The following is a 17,530-nucleotide window of genomic DNA, read 5'->3' as shown; positions in this document are numbered from 1 at the left end:
TCGACGATCGCGCCTTTGTCCTGCTGTTTTGGGCCTCTGGTGCGCTAACCCGGGAGTCGTGATGCAAAAGCACAGGATACTGGTGGTCGAGGACGAGGCAATCGTCGCCCTGGACATACAAAACCGCCTGAAGCACATGGGGTACGAGGTCCTCTCGGTCTGTTCCACGGGGGAAGATGCCGTGGATCGGGCCGGCAAGCTCAAGCCCGACCTCATCCTCATGGACATCATGCTGGAAGGCGAGATGGACGGTATCGAAGCCGCAGGGATAATTAACGACAATTTCGGCATCCCAGTGGTCTATCTGACCGCATACGCTGACCAGCAGACCCTGGAGAGGGCCAAGATAACCAACCCGTTCGGCTACGTCATAAAGCCTTTCGAGGACCGCGAGCTCCAGACCACCATCGAGATGGCAGTCTACAAGTTCGAAACCGACCGGGAGTTGATTCTTTCCAAAAGGCTTCTGGCCACGACGCTTAAAAGCCTGGGCGAGGCGGTGGTCACCACAGGGCCGGACGGGCGGGTGAAATTCTTGAATCCCGTGGCCGAACAATTGCTGGGAGTTTCGCTGGATGATGCAAAGGACAAATCGGTCACCGATCTTATCCGGCAAACCGACGAATGCCTCACCAAGCTGGGCAGCCATACATGCACATTCGAAAGGGCCAAAGGGGAGTCCGTACCCATCGAGACTATCAACTCGCCGATCATCGATGATTGGGGTGTGAATATCGGCAACGTGCTGGTCATCCGGGACATCACCGACCGCGTTAAGGGCGAGGAGAATTTGCGGCAATACGTGTCCAGCCTGAGGCGGACCCTGGAGGCCACCGTGCAGGCCCTGGCGGTCACCGCTGAAAAGCGCGATCCGTACACTGCTGGCCACCAGCAGCGGGTGGCTGCCCTGGCCGGGGCCATCGCCCAGGAACTCGGCTTCGACGAGGAACGCCTGGAAGGGCTGCGCGTCGCCGGGCTTCTCCATGATATCGGCAAGATTTATATCCCGGCGGAAATACTGGCAAAACCAGCCACCTTGACCGCCATGGAGATGGGGCTCATCAAAACCCATTCCGAGGTCGGTTACGACATCTTGAAGAACATCCCCTTCCCCTGGCCGGTGGCTGACATCGTCCTGCAGCACCATGAACGGATAAATGGCTCCGGGTATCCTGGCGGGCTTTCCAACGGCCAAATCCTTGAAGAGGCGAATATTCTCGCGGTTGCCGATGTGGTGGAGGCCATGAGTTCGCACAGACCCTATCGTGCCGCTCTGGGCCTGGATCGCGCCCTGGGGGAGATCAGGAAAAACCGGGCGAACCTCTATCTGGCGGAAGCGGTGGATGTATGCATTCAGCTGTTTGAGTCGGGACGCTTCAGCTTCGACATGGACGCCGCGAATTGACCGAAGACGCGTTCTCTGTCGCAAGTGACGCCCTGCCGGAATCAGCGGGCAGGGCATGTCACTCCCTGGCTTTAGCGCTCGCTCAGGGCGTGATCGGCGAGGACGATACCGCTGTTCTCTGTTACGATCTCGACGGTCTGGGCGCCAGATACAGTGAGCTTTTAAGACTCTTCCCTCCGGACGCGCTCCATGCCGTGGCCGTGAAGGCCATGCCCATGCCTTCCGTTCTGGACCGCCTCGTTGCGCTCGGAGCCGGACTGGAGGCCGCGTCTCTCCCTGAGCTGCATCTGGCGCTCGCCGCAGGCTGTCCGCCGGAGCGCATAGTGTTTGATTCCCCGGCCAAGACGGTTTCCGAGCTGCGTCAGGCCCTGGCACACGGCGTCCACATCAATGCGGACAATTTCCAGGAACTTGACCGGCTGGACGCCCTGACCGCCGGGGAATCTCTCCGCGCCACCATAGGGCTTAGGGTGAACCCCCAGGTGGGGCAGGGGACCATCGCGGCCACCAGCGTGGCCGGGGAATACTCCAAATTCGGCGAACCGGTGGCCAAACGAAAGGAGATCGTGGAGGCGTATGCGCGCCGTCCGTGGCTCACGGGCCTGCACATGCACGTAGGGTCACAGGGGTGCGGGCTTGAGCTGTTCACGCATGGAGCGAAGATCCTCATGGAATTGCGCTCGGCCATCAACACGGCCTGCGGGCGCGAACAGGTGGTCCGCGTGGATGTCGGCGGCGGATTGCCAGTTGCCTACAGCCGAGAAGACGTCGCTCCCAGCATGGGCGAATACGCCGCAGCCCTGAGGCGGGAGTGCCCCGGCCTTTTTGCCGGGCGGGTGAGGATCTTTACCGAGTTCGGGCGATGGGTTTTCGCCAACCAGGGATTCGCCGCGAGCCGGGTGGAATATGTCAAGGAGCAGCCCGGGCACCGGACCGCCGTTATCCACCTTGGCGCGGACATGTTTTTGCGGACCTGCTACGCGCCTGAAACCTGGAAGCACGAGTTCGCCGTCGCCAGACCTGACGGAACACTCAAAGAGGGGCCCGGGACTTCCTGGAACATAGCTGGCCCATTGTGTTTTTCCGGCGATTTCCTTGCCAAATCCAGATCCCTGCCGGACATGACTCCCGGGGATTTTATTCTGGTCCTGGACGCAGGGGCCTACACGTACGCCATGTGGTCGCGCTACAACAGCCGCCAGATGCCCAAGGTGATAGGCATTACAGGCGGGCGGGTTTTGGTCTTAAAAGAGCGTGAGAGCGTTCAGGATGTGGTGGATTTTTGGACGTGAGCAAGTCTCTCTCTTTATGCCCGGTGCCTCTGAAGCCTGGCACGAATCGGTGGAATTTGGCAGCGCTGTGAAACACTCGTCCTCCGTGTTAGACACGGGCACCTTGGGCCAGGCCCTGCTGGCCGCCGTGGAGTCGTACGGCGGCGCATGGTTTTTGCGCCTGGCCCGCACGGATGGGACCTTTGCGGATATGGACCGCCGGGGCTTTCTGGACATGTCCCTGCGCGTGGCGGCCTGGCTGCGCGAGAAGGGGCTCACGCCAGGGGACCCGGTTGTCTTGAGCCTGGAGAATTCTCCCGCCTGGGGCGCGGCCTATTTCGGAATCATCCTGTCCGGCGGAGTGGCGGTGCCGGTGGATGTCCAATCCGTGCCAGCCGATGCGGCCTATTACGTGCAGAAGTGCCGTGCCCGCCTGGTTCTCGCCTCCCATCCCGAAACGTTCTCTGATGATCCGCCAACGGATTGCGTTCTGGCTCGCGGCCTGGAAGAGGCGCTGTCGCACGAGCCGCTTTCAGAAGCGGACATCCATATTGCCGAACCCCACGACGTGGCCGTTCTCATCTTCACCTCCGGCACCACGGGAAGGCCCAAGGCCGTCATGCTCACGCACGAGAACCTCCTGGCCAACGTGGCCAGCGTGTTTGCGACCGGGCTTCTCTATCCCACTGACAACTTTCTGGCCGTACTGCCCCTGCACCATGCCTACCCCTGCATGGTGAATCTGCTCGTGCCGCTTCTGCTCGGGGTGCGCACCACCTACGTGGAGACGCTCATGCCCGAGGCCATACTGGCCGCTCTCAAGAAGGCCCAGGTCAGCATGCTGGTGCTCACTCCGCAATATGTGGGAGTGTTTTTCCGGCGCATCCGCAAACGCTTCGAGGACCTGCCCTTTGGGTTGGGTCAGGGTCTTCAGAAGCTCTTGTCAGCCACCGCCGGATTGCGCCCGGACCCGCTGGGGCCGTTGCGCCGGGCCGTGCGACGTGGTCTGGGGCCGGATTTTCGCTTCTTCATCACCGGCGGGGCCAAGTGCGAGCCTGAAGTGATGAGTGGCATGGCCAGCCTGGGGATACCGGTCCTGGAGGGGTACGGCCTGTCCGAGACCTCCCCGGTGATAAGCATCAACCGTCCGGACACGGGAAAACACGGCAGTGTTGGTGTGCCGCTTCCCGGCATCGAGGCCAGCATCGACGCGCCCGATGCCGAGGGGTACGGTGAAATACTGGTTCGCGGTAAAAACGTCATGCCAGGCTATTTCGAGGACCCTGAAGCCACGGCCAACGCATTTAGGGATGGCTGGTTCCGCACAGGCGACCAGGGCCGGATGGACCCGGACGGTTTGCTCTTCGTGCGCGGGCGCGAACGAGACATCATCGTGCTGCCAAGCGGCAAGAAATTTCCTGCCGAAGAGGTCGAGGCACACTACCGCCAGGCTCCGAGCGTGGGCGACATCTGCGTGCTTCAGGATCAAAGCGGGGCGCTCAGGGCCGTGGTGACCCCGAACCTGGAATTCTTCAAGGTCACGGACTCTCCGGACGTGCGCCACAACATCCGCTGGGACCTTGAAGTGCTCTCCAGAAACCTGCCCGCGTACAAGCGGGTGAGCAACGTTGTGATCGTGCCGGGAGAGCTCCCGAAGACGCGGCTGGGCAAGACCAAGCGCCATCTGGTGGAAAAGATGCTGGCCGAGGGGCGGACCGCGCCGGAGCCGGGCGGCGAGACATGGCGGCAATTGGATGAGGCTGGCCAAAGGGCTTTGGCTGCCATTCGTGAGGTGACTGGTGCGGAGGTGATCTCGCCGTCTTCGCATCTGGAGCTTGATCTTGGCCTGGATTCGCTCAAGCGTCTGGAACTTCTGACTCTTCTTGAGGACGATCTGGGCCGTTCCGTTCCCGAGGAGGCTTTTCAACAGCTGGCCACGGCCCGCGACGTGGTGGAGTATGTCAGTGATTTCGCGAGCGAATCCTCAAGCGAAACTGTCAGGAAGAACGCCCCCACGGATCATCCGAAAACCAGGGATCAACGCGCGAGCGAGACGTCCCAGGATGCTCATGACGCTGGTTTGACGCCTGATTTGGCGGCCAGGGTGCGCCTGGACATTGGGCTTCTGGATCGTTCCGCCACTATGATGCTGGCAGGGCTAATCGGTAGTGTTGCCAGATTGGGGTTTGGTCTGAGGGTACGCGGCCAGGAGAACATCCCAGAGGGGGCGGCCATAATCTGTCCAAACCACGCGAGCTATCTGGACGGATTCATGATTTTCGCTGCCACGCCCATGCGGCATAAAACGCGCCTGTTTTTCCTTGGTCTGGCCAGGTTTTTCGAGGCGAGAATAATCCGCAGGCTGGCGGCCAGATTCCGCCTTATCGCGGTGGATGCCGGAAAGATTTCCGAAACCATGCGCCTGAGCGCCTTCGTGCTGCGCCACGGAAAGCTTCTGTGCGTGTTTCCGGAGGGAGCCCGGACCGTTACCGGGGAGCTCCAGGAGTTCAAGAAAGGACCGGTGATTCTTTCGAAGGAGCTTGGTGTCCCCGTGGTTCCAGCGGCCATAACGGGCACGTTCGAAGCGTGGCCGGTGGGCGGCAGGCTCAAACGTCACACGGTGACGGTGACTTTCGCCAAGCCCATGATGCCGGAGGACCCGGAAGAAATCCGTATGGCGGTGTCTAGGCTGTTGCGAGGGTGAGGCGCCGCTCTATTTCGCCCCCCGCAAATCCATCTCCAATTCCGCGAGCACCTCGGCCAGGGCCTGGTTGTACGCCGCAACCAGCACCCCGGCGTCCTTGAAACCGGCCGAGAAAGGCACGGTCTTCTTGTACGACTTGGAAAAGGCCACCGAGTAGTTCTCGTTCTTGTTGTTTTTCAGCAAAAAGAACTGCACCTCAAGCACGGCCTTGGGGTTGGCCCTGTCCCGAAAGTCCCCATACAGCGCGTTGACCAGACCTTCCAGCAGGTGGGTGTCCGCCACCTGGCTGGTGGAATCCACCACGTGCGAGAAAACCCCGGCTCTGCCCAGCCATTGCTCCACCTGCTGGGACAGGTTGCTGGAGGGCTGCACGAAAAGGACGTTGTAATAATCCGACTCGAACTCCACCTCGCCCAGGCGGTAGACCAGTTCTTTTCCCTGATAGGCCGGGCTTATCTGCAGGGGCCGCACCTTGAGCACGGTCTTGTCCTGCTGGGGCGCGGCCACGTCCGTCCGCTGGGCCGTGATGTTGTAGAACCGGCGTTCCACGGCCGGACGGGAAAGCGAAGGAGCGCATCCGGCGAACTGGGCCAGGAGAACCAAGGCGAGAATTGCGGCGCCTACTCTTTTCATCTCTTCTTCTCCGGATTCGCTTTTGCGGGCGGTGCACCGAACAGCAGCCGCGAGGGGTTGCGTTTTGCGTCGCCTGTAAGGTCGTTTAAGTTCTCGAACATCTGCTTGCCCTGCTGCAGCAGGCCCTGCACCTCGTCGCGCTGGCTGGCCACGAGGGTATTGAATTCTTTGAGGAGCTTGCGCAGGTCGACGATGGCCTGGGGCAGGTTTTCCGTGGAAGCCTTCAGGTTGACCAGGGTTTCACCCAGGTTTTTCAGAGCTTCACGGGCTTCCTTGCTGCCAATCATGGAGTTCAGGTGCTCGTTGGTCTTTCGCAGGTCGCTGATGAGAGAATCCACGTTGCCGGAAAGGCCGGGCACGTTGGCGTCTTTGACCGCCTCGCGGATCACAACCAGAAGCGAGTTGATGTTCTGGATGGCGTGGTCCACGCCCGCCTCGTCAACCTTGCGCAGAATCTTGGAGAAGGTCTCGAAGCTTTCTTCCAAACGGGCGATGGTGCTCGGCGCGGAAGGCACATAGAAGTATTCGGGAGTCCACTCGATGGGCAGAGGCTTGCTGGCCCGTGGATTGACGTAGTCCATTTCAAGGTAACCGGTGCCGGTAAGCCCTTGAGGGGCGATTCGAACACGAAGGCCGTTCTCCACTTCGTTGCGGATGGCGTCTTTCATGTCGTCGCGGTTTTTGACCGCCAGGGCGGATTCAGGATCCAAAGCCATTTCCACCAGCACGTACCGGAAGGGTATGTCCCTGAAGTTGGTGTATTTGTTGAAGACGAAGCGGATGCGCTCCACGGAACCGATCTTCACCCCCTTGAACTTGAGCGGCGAACCCACATCGAGACCCTGAACGGATTCGTCGAAGTAGGTCTCGAGCATGACCTTGTCCTTGTGCAGGGATCCTAAGCCGAAAAAAACCAGGGCGACGAGAACCAGGGAGGTGGCGCCTATGATGAAGAGGCCGAGCTTGAAGTAGTTGGAGTGGACGCTCATGACGGGCTTTACGCCTCCCGATTGAAAAATTTACGGACCTTGGGGTTTGGGCTGTGTTCGCGAAGCTCGGTGGGCGGTCCTTCGGCGATGATGCCCTTGGTTTCGGGGTCCAGCATGATGACGCGGTGCGCCACGGCGTAGATGCTGGCAAGCTCGTGGCTTACCACAACGAAGGTGATGCCCAGGCTTTGGGACAGGGTCAAGACAAGCTCGTCCATGCCCGCCGAGGTGACCGGGTCGAGCCCGGCCTGGGGTTCGTCCAGAAAGAGTATGGCCGGGTCCAGGGCCATGGCCCGGGCTATGGCCGCGCGCTTTTGCATGCCGCCGGACAGTTCGGAGGGCAGCTTCTCCTCGGAACCGGCCAGCCCGACCTGTTTGAGTTTCAATCGGGCCACTGCCTCGCGGGCGTCCTTGGGCAGACGGGTGAACTCTTCAAGAGGCAGACAAATGTTTTCCAGAAGCGTCAAAGAGCCGAACAGGGCGCCGGACTGATACATGACCCCGAAGGACCTGAGAATCTCCCGGCGAACTCGCCCATGTGCCGCGACAATGTCCCGGCCCTGGATGCGGATGGTGCCGGACATGGGCGGGTAAAGCCCGATCATGTGCTTTAAGAGCGTGGACTTGCCGCACCCGGAACCGCCGAGGATGACGAAAACCTCGCCAGGCTGCACGGAAAAGTTGATGTCCTTGAGCACAACCTTGTCGCCGTAGCCCATGGTCAGGTTGGAGACGGTTATAACCGGGACAGCCATCACCACCCCATCACGTAGAAGACCACCGCGAACACCCCGTCGGCAACGGCGATGAGGATTATGCCGGAAACCACTGCACTGGTGGTGGATTGACCAACTGAGCTGGCCCCGCCCCGGGTGCGCAGGCCGCGCTGGCAACCGATGGCGCACACCAGAAGGCTGAACACCATGGCCTTGAAAAGTCCACCCATCATGTCACTTATGGTAACGGACATGTGCACCTGGTTGAGGAAGGCCACCAGGGGATAGCCCAGGGAGAGCATGACCAGCGCCCCGCCGACCAAACCGGCCGCGCTGAAGAAGATGGTCAGAAGCGGGGTCATGGCCATGGCCGCCAGCACCCGGGTGACCACCAGGAACCGTACCGGGTCCAAACCCATGGTGACCAGGGCGTTGATCTCCTCGTTCACGGTCATGGTGCCGATCTCCGCGGCAAAGGAGGAGCCGGAGCGCCCGGCCAGAATGATGGCCGTGACCAGAGGCCCGAGTTCCCTCAGGAGCGAAAGCCCCAGAAGGTTCGCCACGAAGATCTCCGCGCCGAACTGCTTGAGCGGCATGGCGGATTGGAAGGCCATGATGAGCCCCATGAGGAACCCGATGAGCACGATGATGGGAAACGCGTTGGCACCGGCCGTTTCAGCCACGTACACGGCATCCTTCCAGCGCACCCGGCGCGGGTTGGCCAACGCGCGGACCACAGCTGTGGCGAATTCTCCAACAAAGGATACCTGGGCGTAGATATCGTCAAAAAGGATGGACGTCTTGCGTCCCACCTCCTCGGGCAGACTCGGTTTTTTCAAGGTGGAGGGCGGGGGAAGGAGGTCCTGGGGGGAAAACTGGTCGTAAAGGGCCCGGAATCTATCGTCCAATCCAGAAAGGGTGAATGCCGCCCTGGCTGACTCGGCCCTGCGGCGAAGCTCAACCAGCAGGGCAAGACCTGCTCCGTCGCAGTAGCTTACTCCGGAGGCGTCAACCGTGAGGGCCATGCCAGGGCTTGAAGCCAGGCGAACCGCTCGATCCCAGAGAACCGTCACGCCTTCCGCATCCAGGCGCCCGGATAATGTGATGGCCAATCCCGTGGTTGCGGGCTTGTGGTTCATTGTGGCGGCATGGTCAGGGGGCGTCATGTAAGGCTCGCGGAGTTCGATTCAAGGCACGTCCGCTGTACGCCACGCCCGCAGGACGGTCAATGAGAGGGGACGCCTCACACTTATGCCGTCCGAATCCTGTTGTCCTTGTAAGTCCGAGGACTTCGAAATTGACAGGAAAACCAGCCTCGGACTATGCCAGATCCACTCATGCCCCAGAATACTCCCTTGACTCTCTCTGTCGTCATCCCCGCGTTCAACGAAGAGCAGAACATTTCCACCAGTCTTCGTAGTCTTTGGACGCGGCTCGAGGCAGCCGGAATCGACTATGAACTGGTGGTGGTCAACGACAACAGCACCGACCAGACATCCGAGGTGCTCACGGGTCTGGCCGCGGAGAACCCGCGCATCAAGCGTGTGGACCGTTTCCCCCCCCGGGGGTTCGGACGGGCCATCCGGACGGGGCTCGATGCGGCCAAGGGCGACGTGCTGATCATCTACATGGCCGACGCCTCGGACGAGCCGGACGATGTGGTCATGTATTTCAAAGAGATCTCGAACGGCTATGACTGCGTGTTCGGCTCCCGATTCATCAAGGGCTCCAGGACCAGCAATTACCCGAAGATCAAGCTCATGGTGAACAGGCTGGTGAACACCATGCTCCGGCTGCTCTTCTGGACCCGCTTCAACGATCTGACCAATTCCTTCAAGGCCTACCGCTCCCATGTCATACGCGAGTGCGGACCCTACAGGGCCAGCCACTTCAACATCACCATCGAACTCTCCTTGTCCGCGCTTATCCGCAACTACAACATCCTGCAGGTGCCCATCAGCTGGCAGGGCAGAACCTGGGGCAGCTCCAATCTGCACCTTACGGAGATGGGGCGTCGCTACCTCTCCACGCTCATCAAGATATTCTTTGAGAAGACGCTTATCCGGGATGATCTCATAGCCGAAACCGTTTCCCAGCGTTCGAAAAGCTCCAGAGACGCCGACTTGGAATCCAGGGTTTTGAACCTGGAGGCCAGGCTGGAAGCTTTGGAGCGCGACCGGCGATAACCCCGCCTACCCCCTGCTGTTCCTTTTCCCTGAAGCAGTGCGTGCGAACGCCTGGCCTTCGCTTAAGCGCCTCGCACTTTAGGCGCCGTCTGCCTTCACTTTACAACGCTACGAACAGCGTATGCTCCTAATGTAAATTGATTAATGATATTATTTAGTTGGTAGTGATTGCGGTGAGAGGGGCAGCCGAACAAACTGATTTTTCTTGATCATTGCGTTGTTGTGAGGCACATCCTGAACCTAATGGATAAAAATCCAACACCTCAGGAGGTTCCTATGAGCAAGCGTATTCTTGTGATGATGCTCTTCGCGGCGCTGTGCGTTTGCGTCGCTCCGGCCCAGGCGGCAAAAAAAGCCTCGAAAGCCGAGCAGCAGGACATCAGCGCCACGTATGCCAAGGCTGTGGAACTGGTGAACAACCATCAGTGGAGCGCCGGCATGGCGGCCATGACAAAGGTCATCGAAAATCCCCAAACGCCCAAAGACATTCTCGCCAATGCGTATTCTGACAGGGGCATGTGTTACGCCAACACCAAAAAGACCGACGAAGCCATCATGGACTTCAACAAGGCTCTGGAGATGAAGCCGGACCTGCTGGGTACCTATTACGAGCGGGGCCGTGCCCTGGCCATGAAGGGCAAGCACGCCGAGGCCGTGCAGGACTTCACCAAGGCCATCTCCGGTTCCCAGCCCAGCATCATCACTGCTGGCTACTACTACAACCGCGGCATCAGCAGCATGAACATGTCGCCCCCCAACCCGGAACAGGCCAAGTCCGATTTCGCCATGGCCAAGAAGCTCAATCCGAAGCTGAAGATTCCTAAGAAGTACAAAGACCTCTAGGCCACTTTGTCCGGGCCCCCTGGCGTGCGCTCGCCAGGGGGCTCCGTCTTTTCCTTTCCGGTTGCTCCTTCGCTTGCTTCATTCTACATGTTTGCAAATATATGCAGGGCGTGGATTACGCCCGGCGATCATACTTTGGAGCTGCCATGAAGAGCTATCGCAAGGAACTCTGGTTCAATATCCCGACGCGGCGCGGGTTCGTGAACATCACCCATGATGTTGAGGACTGCCTCCGGGACTCGGGGGTTACGGAAGGCCTGGTGCTGGTGAACGCCATGCACATAACGGCCAGCGTGTTCATCAATGATGATGAGTCCGGTCTGCATCACGACTACGAGCAGTGGCTGGAGAAGCTCGCTCCACATGAGCCTGTGGGGCAGTATCGCCATAACGTGGGGGAGGACAACGCGGACGCCCACATGAAACGTCAGATCATGGGGCGCGAGGTGGTGGTGGCCATCACCGCGGGGCGCCTGGACCTGGGAACCTGGGAGCGGATTTTTTACGGAGAGTTCGACGGAAGGCGCAAGAAACGGGTGCTGGTGAAGATAATCGGGGAATAACAACCGTTCATCTTTATTCTCAAAAGCGAAGAGGGAGAAGCTCATTCGTCGCGAAGCGGATAGGGATTCCAAAGGGCAAAGCCCTTTGGCCGCCGCAGGCTAATCCCGCAGAGCTCCTGCACAAAAAAGGCCGCCCCCAATCGGGAGCGGCCTTCGTGTTTCGTTCGTCCGTTCTCCGTCTTAGCGGATGAACAGCATCTCCTGGTAGGAAGGCAGGGGCCACAGGTCGTCGGCAACCACGCTCTCCAGGGCGTCCGCATAGGAGCGGACCGCACTCATGGCGGGCAGAACCTTGTCGCACATGAACTTGGCATGGGCTAGAGTGTCGCCGCCTTCGTGGGCCAAGAGCTTCTCCAGCTTGTCCACTTCGGCCTGCATGGCGCGCAGCTTGGTGGTCACGTCTTCCAGGGAAGCCATCTTGAAGTCGTGTCCGATGGCTTTTAGGTTGGCGCAGGTGCCGGCCAGTTCGCCCTGGTAGCGCATGGCGGCCGGGAAGATCACCGTGCGGGCCATGCGGATCACCAGGTTGGCCTCGGTGAGGATGGTCTTCACGTACTGCTCCAGGTAGATCTCCTGGCGGGACTTCACTTCAGCCTCGGTGAAGATGCCGTACTTGGTGAAGAGGCCGATCACTTCCTTGCTGGAGAGAACAGGCAGAGCCTCGGGAGTGGTCTTCAGGTTGGGCAGGCCGCGCTTGGCCGCTTCCTTGTGCCAGGCGTCGGAGTATCCGTCGCCGTTGAAGATCACGGCGTCGTGCTCCTTCATGATCTTCTGCAGGAGTTTCTGCACGCCTTCGTTGAACTGGGTCTTGTTGACCTTGCCCAGTTTTTCAAGCTCGGTGGCGATGTAGTCCAGGGATTCGGCCATCATTGCGTTCAGGGCCACCTGGGCGCCGGCGATGGAGTGGGAGGAACCCACGGCGCGGAACTCGAAGCGGTTGCCGGTGAAGGCGAAGGGGCTGGTGCGGTTGCGGTCGCCCGGATCCATGGGCAGCGGGGGGAGGGTGTCCACGCCGATATGCATGACGCCCTTCTGCTTTGAGCCCTTCACCTGGCCCTTCTTGATCTGCTCGAACACGTCGGTCAGCTGTTCGCCCAGGTAGGCGCTCATGATGGCCGGGGGAGCTTCGTTGGCGCCCAGGCGGTGGTCGTTGGAGGCGGAAGCCACGGTGGCGCGAAGCAGAGCGCCGTATTTGTGGAGGGAGCGGATGGCGGCGGCGCAGAACACCAGGAACTGGGCGTTGGAGTGGGGAGTGGCGCCCGGATCAAAGAGGCTTCCCAACTCGGCGTTGCCGATGGAGTAGTTCAGGTGCTTGCCCGAGCCGTTGATGCCCGCGAAGGGCTTTTCGTGCAAAAGGCAGATCATGCCGTAGCGCTTGGCCACGGAACGCAGGGTGGTCATGATCAGCTGGTTGTGGTCGGTGGCCAGGTTGCCCTGCTCAAAGATCGGCGCGATCTCGAACTGGCTGGGAGCCACTTCGTTGTGGCGGGTCTTGACCGGCACGCCCAGCTTGAAGAGCTCGCGCTCCACTTCCATCATGAAGGACAGGACGCGGCGGGGAACCACGCCGAAGTACTGGTCCTCGAACTCCTGGCCCTTGGCCGAGGGCGCGCCGAAGAGCGAACGACCCGCAATGAGAAGGTCGGGGCGGGAGAACACGAAGTTGCGGTCGATCAGGAAGTATTCCTGTTCAGGGCCGGCGAAGCTGGTGACGGGCAGCTTGGTGTTGACGCCGAACAGCTTCAGCACACGCTTGGCCTGCTTGTTGAGCGACTGCAGGGAGCGCAGCAGCGGGGTCTTCTTGTCCAGGGCCTCGCCGGTCCAGGAGACGAACGCGGTGGGGATGCACAGGAAGGTGCCGTTGGGATTTTCAAGGATGTAGGCCGGGCTGGTCACGTCCCAGGCGGTGTAGCCGCGGGCTTCGAAGGTGGCGCGCAGCCCGCCGGAGGGGAAGCTGGAAGCGTCGGGTTCGCCCTGGATGAGCATGGTTCCGGAAAATTCGGCCAAAGCGCCGCCTTCTCCGTCGGGCACCAGGAAGGCGTCGTGCTTTTCAGCGGTCAGTCCGGTCAGGGGATAGAAGACGTGGGTGAAGTGGGTGGCGCCCTTTTCGATGGCCCAGTCCTTCATGGCGTTGGCGACGACATCGGCCAGGGAAGCGTCGAGCTTTTCGCCCAGCTGAATGGTCTTTTTAAGGGACTTGTATACCGCCTTGGGCAGGCGTTCCTTCATGACCTTGTCGTTGAAAACGTTTGAACCAAAAACCTCGGTGGGCTTGGTGTCGTGGAAGTTTAAGGGGGCATGGGCCGGTTTGTAGTTGATGATCGCCGAGATGGCGTTCAAGCGTGCCTGGATTCCACTCATAGGGCGTTCTCCATAGGGGTTTAGAATGCTCATTTGTTAGGTGCGAGGGAAGGCGCGGTCAGCTTAGGCCCGGCCATGTCCATACTCCGGCCAGGCGGCAGGTGCCCTGGAATGGCTCCCGCCGGGGAGATGCGTTCGAAGTACCTCAAAATTGTTGATTTTTGAAATACCACGGAATCATCTGGTTCAGCTTGTCCTACTTTCCCTCTGTCATTTTCAATAATGTAAATTAGTCCCGAAATATTGTAAAGGAGGCGCAACCTGTAAATCTGTTCCGAAGTCACATTTTTCCGAAAATTGATGGTCCTGTCGGCAAGTGGAAGGGGAGAAAAGAGCTGTGGGAGCGCATTTTTAAGGTTTTATGGTCGAAATATTCGGTATTTTGTCTGAAGAGGCTGAAATTGGCAATTGCGAAAAAAGGGGGAGGCAAAAAAGGGGATCACTTTGGAATGAAGGTTGCTAAGTATGTAAAAACGCCCAGTCCAAGAGGCCGAAATACGAGGAGAAACAAGATGACGAACGCATATTGCGACGGCGTTTTGACGCCGACGTGGCTGCAAAGCCTCATCAAGGCCCAGGCTATCATGGACTCGGGAGTGCGGCTGGCTGTGCGTCAGGAAGTCGAGCTGCGGGGTATAAGGCCTTCCTGCGGAGAACGCTGCTCCGGGTGCTGTTCCTCCAGCCATCTGTCGGCCACGTCCTTGGAGGTAGCCGGTGCTCTTTGGCGGTTAAGCCATGACGAATCCCCTGTTGCCCAAAAGGCCCTGGCCAGGTTCACGGGCAGTGACGACGGCTCCTGCCCGTTTCTGGTGGAAGGGACCTGTGCGGTCTACTCCATGCGCTTTCTGTCCTGCAGGCAGCTGGTTGTATTTGGCAGAGCGTGCTCTCCTGACGAGAATCCCCTTCGTACGCGCCGCTCGGACGTTCTCACTCCGTTGAGGCAATACGCCTTCAAGGCCTACGCGTCCCTGCTGCCCCATCTGGACATTCATTTCCGCCCAAGTGACCCCATCGAACTCGAAGCACTCCTTGGAGGGTTGTTGAGGCCGGCCGGGGCTCACAAAACGTCCAGCCCCGCCGATCTCGTGGAGATGATCAGGCAGGGCCGGTGCGTTGAGTCCTCAGAAGCCGCTTAACACTGCGGCCAGGCGGCTATCCCAGAAGGGTGTTGATTTTGGCTACCAGCCTGTCTGTGAGCAGTGCCACCCAGATAGAGAGCAGCCCGCATGCGCCCGTCAAGAAAATGAAGGCCGGGAAGGGCTCCATGTTGGGCGCAACCCACTGGGCCGCATAGCCGAGTATGGGTTGGTGCATCAGATAGATGCTGTATGAGGCCGCGGCAAACTTCGAGACAGGGCCCCATGTGCCAAGGCGGTCCATGGTGTCTGAAAAAAAGATGGCCAGGCCGGCGCAGAACACAACGGACAGCCAGTACAGATGAGTCACCAGAAGAAATGGGCCGGGAATGCCGAAGAGAAGAGCCCAGGCAGACAGAACGATCAGTCCGATCCAGGCGGCGGTACGTTTCCCTGAGAACGCTTCGCCCAGGGACAGCCCCTGGCCGATGACCGGGTTGGCATCGGGATCACGCCATTTGCAGGCCAGGAACATGCCCAGGGCGAATTCCCCCAACCGGTAGGGAAGGTTGAAGTAGAAAAGGTAGTTGCCCATGGAGAAGATGGAGCCGGGCATCAGCTTGGCCAGGATTTCGAGCACCGCCCAGAACCCCCAGCATCCGCAGCACAGCCATAACGCGGCCTTTTTGGGGCCGAACTTCGTGAAAAGCCCCCACAAAACCGGGTACAGAAGATAGAACTGGGCCAGAAGCCCCATCCACCAGTATGCGGGTACGATGTCGAAGAAGACAGCGGGATTGAGGGTGTGCACGAAGAGAAGGTGCTGGGTGAATGAGCTTGCCAGAGAGGCGCCTGCCTTGCCCGCGATGATGGCCACGATGGTCCAGAAGACCAGCCCGATGTAATAGTTGGGGCATATGCGCAGGAAGCGGTGGCGAAGAAATTCAAGGTAGCCTGGCATTGGTCTGCCCGAAGGACCGGCGAACGGCAGGGTGAGCACGAAGCCCGTGACCACGTTGAAAAGTATCACGCCCAGCCAGCCCTGGCTGAGGATGGCTCCAAAGGCAGGACCCATGGGATTCTCGGTCCCGGCCTTCGGCACATCCGACCAGAGGTGGTAGAGGAATATGCCGGTTACTGCTATGACGCGCATGACCTCGATCTGTCCTAGTGTCTTTCTCTTTGCGGGGGCTGGCGTGCTCATGGGGCCTCACGGGTTTGAAGTGAAATCGGAATCGGTAAACCAGACCCCTCTCACGTGGCTGGAGCGGCTCGGCTCGTAGCCTGGCTGGTCCGCGCCCCCATGGTGGAAGGCGCAGAAATAACGGCCATCGGGCAGCGGATCCCACCCCGAATAGCCGTAGTCACCGGAGTTTGCCTGGCGATCGTTGGCCAGTTCCAGAACCCGGGCCCGGACATAGGCGTCGGGATGGCCCATGGAGTGATCCCAGCGCCAGGAGAAGTCCCTTTCATACCGGGGCTCGCTGATGGATAGCGAGAGTTTTTTCCACAGGTGTCTTCCGCCGTTTAGCTCCTGGGTTGAGGCATTGCCGAAGAGCACCGCCCTGGTCTCGGCCTGGCGGGCGTCGACGGGATAGCTCCCCACGGGCTGACCATTCAACTGGGCCTGAATCTGGCCCGGGGTATAACGCAGCGTGAGACGAAGGGGTAAGCCCGGCTCGAACGGTATGCTCGGAGCATCCTTGGCCGGCGGTTCCAGCCTGTCCGGAAAGAGCCGCCACCACCCACCGAAATGCAGGGCGCAGGCCTTTTCCTGGGCCTCGGCAACCAGGACTTCCGCGGTGAGTTCCGCCTGGGCCCGTTCAGGATCGGTCATGGGGCGCAGGGCGTAGCGCACCGCGTTTGAAAGTCCCGGTTCATTCTCGATAAGAAGCCCCTCGGGGGTGAGGATGGGGTTGCCATCTGAAGGGTGCAGCCCGTGAACCTCGAAATCGCGGTCCAGCTCGTCCAGGTTCCCCAACCATGCGGCGGTTCCACCGTCCGTCCCCACATTGCGGTAGGTGACGAGCAGCTTTCCTGATGGAGTACGTCCGATAGTGGGCCTGTGGCCGCACAGCGGAGTTGGGCGCGGAATGCTCCAGCTCACTCCCTGGTCATCGCTCAGGCAGTAATACATAGGCTCAAAAACGAAGGAATTCTCCCGCATGATGGCCAAGAGCCTGCCATCCTCCAGACGTATCATCGAAGCTTCGCAGAGCACCAGATTCTTGTCGAATGCGAGAACCGAGTACTCTCGCCAGGTGGCTCCCTGGTTGTTAGATACGTAAATCAACTGCTCTGAGGGCGCTTGGCGGATTTTGGGCAATGCCTGGTCTCCACGATGGTGGTGCGCGGTGGTCAGGAAATGGCTGGGGTGAAGCGGCAAAACACGGTCAGGCAGGGGCATGTATGCCCCGGTGTATGGCGCGCGGATGAAGCTTCCGGCATTGTCCATGCTCCAGAACTGGCTCCGGGAGTGGTCGTCCAGGACAAGGATTCGGTCGTCCTCGAGCTGGGTTATTCTGGGACAATGGCCCACGCCCGCGCACAGGTAGCGCGGCGGACTCCAGGTCTTGCCCAGGTCGTCGCTGGTTTTGAAAAGCAGGTCAGCCCGGTCGGCCACATGCTTGTCGGACTGCCGGTACACGCAGAGGAGCCGTCCGCTCTTTAGAAGCCGCACATCCGGGAAGCAGAGGTAATGGCCGGGCCGGGCATCGATGACAACATGCCGGGAATGGTCGCTGGAAATGCTGGGCATCAAGGTCCCTCCAGCGAATCTATGT

14 protein-coding genes are annotated in these 17,530 nt (G+C 60.0%); 7 read left to right on the top strand and 7 right to left on the bottom strand.

Features of this window, described 5'->3' with window-relative positions; genetic code table 11:
- Nucleotides 1-61 precede the first annotated feature (61 nt).
- The 3 genes from HY795_16055 to HY795_16045 all read left to right on the top strand — a co-directional run bounded on the left by HY795_16055 (nt 62) and on the right by HY795_16045 (nt 5,380).
- The gene (locus HY795_16055) at nt 62-1,405 is read left to right on the top strand and encodes an HD domain-containing protein (protein MBI4806733.1); all 1,344 of its coding nucleotides are present in this window, start codon (nt 62-64) and stop codon (nt 1,403-1,405) included.
- A 65-nt stretch (nt 1,406-1,470) separates the two neighbouring features.
- Entirely contained in the window at nt 1,471-2,697 is a 1,227-nt protein-coding gene (locus tag HY795_16050) for a diaminopimelate decarboxylase (GenBank protein MBI4806732.1), read from the top strand.
- A gap of 16 nt (nt 2,698-2,713) precedes the next feature.
- Complete coding sequence (locus HY795_16045) at nt 2,714-5,380, top strand: AMP-binding protein (GenBank protein ID MBI4806731.1); 2,667 nt, start codon at nt 2,714-2,716, stop codon at nt 5,378-5,380.
- 9 nt (nt 5,381-5,389) lie between these two features.
- Here the strand turns inward: HY795_16045 and HY795_16040 are convergent, their stop codons facing one another.
- From HY795_16040 to HY795_16025, 4 genes are read right to left on the bottom strand one after another with little or no spacing between them, the layout of a single operon-like run.
- Nucleotides 5,390-6,013 (bottom strand): membrane integrity-associated transporter subunit PqiC, encoded by a 624-nt coding sequence (locus HY795_16040; GenBank protein ID MBI4806730.1) that lies wholly within the window; start codon nt 6,011-6,013, stop codon nt 5,390-5,392.
- Complete coding sequence (locus HY795_16035; GenBank protein ID MBI4806729.1) at nt 6,010-7,002, bottom strand: MCE family protein; 993 nt, start codon at nt 7,000-7,002, stop codon at nt 6,010-6,012. The genes HY795_16040 and HY795_16035 overlap by 4 nt, the downstream gene beginning before the upstream one ends.
- 8 nt (nt 7,003-7,010) lie before the next feature.
- Entirely contained in the window at nt 7,011-7,757 is a 747-nt protein-coding gene (locus tag HY795_16030; GenBank protein ID MBI4806728.1) for an ATP-binding cassette domain-containing protein, read from the bottom strand.
- Entirely contained in the window at nt 7,757-8,857 is a 1,101-nt protein-coding gene (locus HY795_16025) for an MlaE family lipid ABC transporter permease subunit (protein ID MBI4806727.1), read from the bottom strand. The genes HY795_16030 and HY795_16025 overlap by 1 nt, the downstream gene beginning before the upstream one ends.
- 198 nt (nt 8,858-9,055) lie before the next feature.
- Between HY795_16025 and HY795_16020 the strand changes: the two genes are divergently transcribed.
- The 3 genes from HY795_16020 to HY795_16010 all read left to right on the top strand — a co-directional run bounded on the left by HY795_16020 (nt 9,056) and on the right by HY795_16010 (nt 11,310).
- Nucleotides 9,056-9,904: a glycosyltransferase family 2 protein gene (locus tag HY795_16020; GenBank protein MBI4806726.1), complete on the top strand. Its 849-nt coding sequence runs from the start codon at nt 9,056-9,058 to the stop codon at nt 9,902-9,904.
- A gap of 276 nt (nt 9,905-10,180) precedes the next feature.
- A complete protein-coding gene (locus HY795_16015) occupies nt 10,181-10,747 on the top strand; it encodes a tetratricopeptide repeat protein (protein MBI4806725.1) in 567 nt (188 codons plus the stop codon).
- 146 nt (nt 10,748-10,893) lie between these two features.
- A complete protein-coding gene (locus tag HY795_16010; GenBank protein MBI4806724.1) occupies nt 10,894-11,310 on the top strand; it encodes a YjbQ family protein in 417 nt (138 codons plus the stop codon).
- Between the two features lie 180 nt (nt 11,311-11,490).
- On the opposite strand, the gene HY795_16005 is transcribed toward HY795_16010, so the two are convergent.
- On the bottom strand, nt 11,491-13,671 hold the full coding sequence (locus HY795_16005) for a glutamine synthetase III (protein ID MBI4806723.1): 2,181 nt from the start codon (nt 13,669-13,671) through the stop codon (nt 11,491-11,493).
- Nucleotides 13,672-14,183: 512 nt separating this feature from the next.
- On the opposite strand from HY795_16005, the gene HY795_16000 reads away from it, so the two are divergent.
- Nucleotides 14,184-14,807: a YkgJ family cysteine cluster protein gene (locus tag HY795_16000; GenBank protein ID MBI4806722.1), complete on the top strand. Its 624-nt coding sequence runs from the start codon at nt 14,184-14,186 to the stop codon at nt 14,805-14,807.
- 16 nt (nt 14,808-14,823) lie between these two features.
- Here the strand turns inward: HY795_16000 and HY795_15995 are convergent, their stop codons facing one another.
- Together HY795_15995 and HY795_15990 are read right to left on the bottom strand one after the other, a co-directional pair.
- Complete coding sequence (locus tag HY795_15995) at nt 14,824-15,951, bottom strand: acyltransferase (GenBank protein MBI4806721.1); 1,128 nt, start codon at nt 15,949-15,951, stop codon at nt 14,824-14,826.
- 6 nt (nt 15,952-15,957) lie between these two features.
- Nucleotides 15,958-17,505: an exo-alpha-sialidase gene (locus HY795_15990; GenBank protein MBI4806720.1), complete on the bottom strand. Its 1,548-nt coding sequence runs from the start codon at nt 17,503-17,505 to the stop codon at nt 15,958-15,960.
- Nucleotides 17,506-17,530 lie beyond the last annotated feature (25 nt).

The sequence above is a fragment of the Desulfovibrio sp. genome, assembly GCA_016208105.1.
GTDB lineage: Bacteria > Desulfobacterota > Desulfovibrionia > Desulfovibrionales > Desulfovibrionaceae > Fundidesulfovibrio.
Note: the sequence above shows the minus strand (reverse complement) of the source record. Positions and strands in the feature narration are given on the sequence as shown.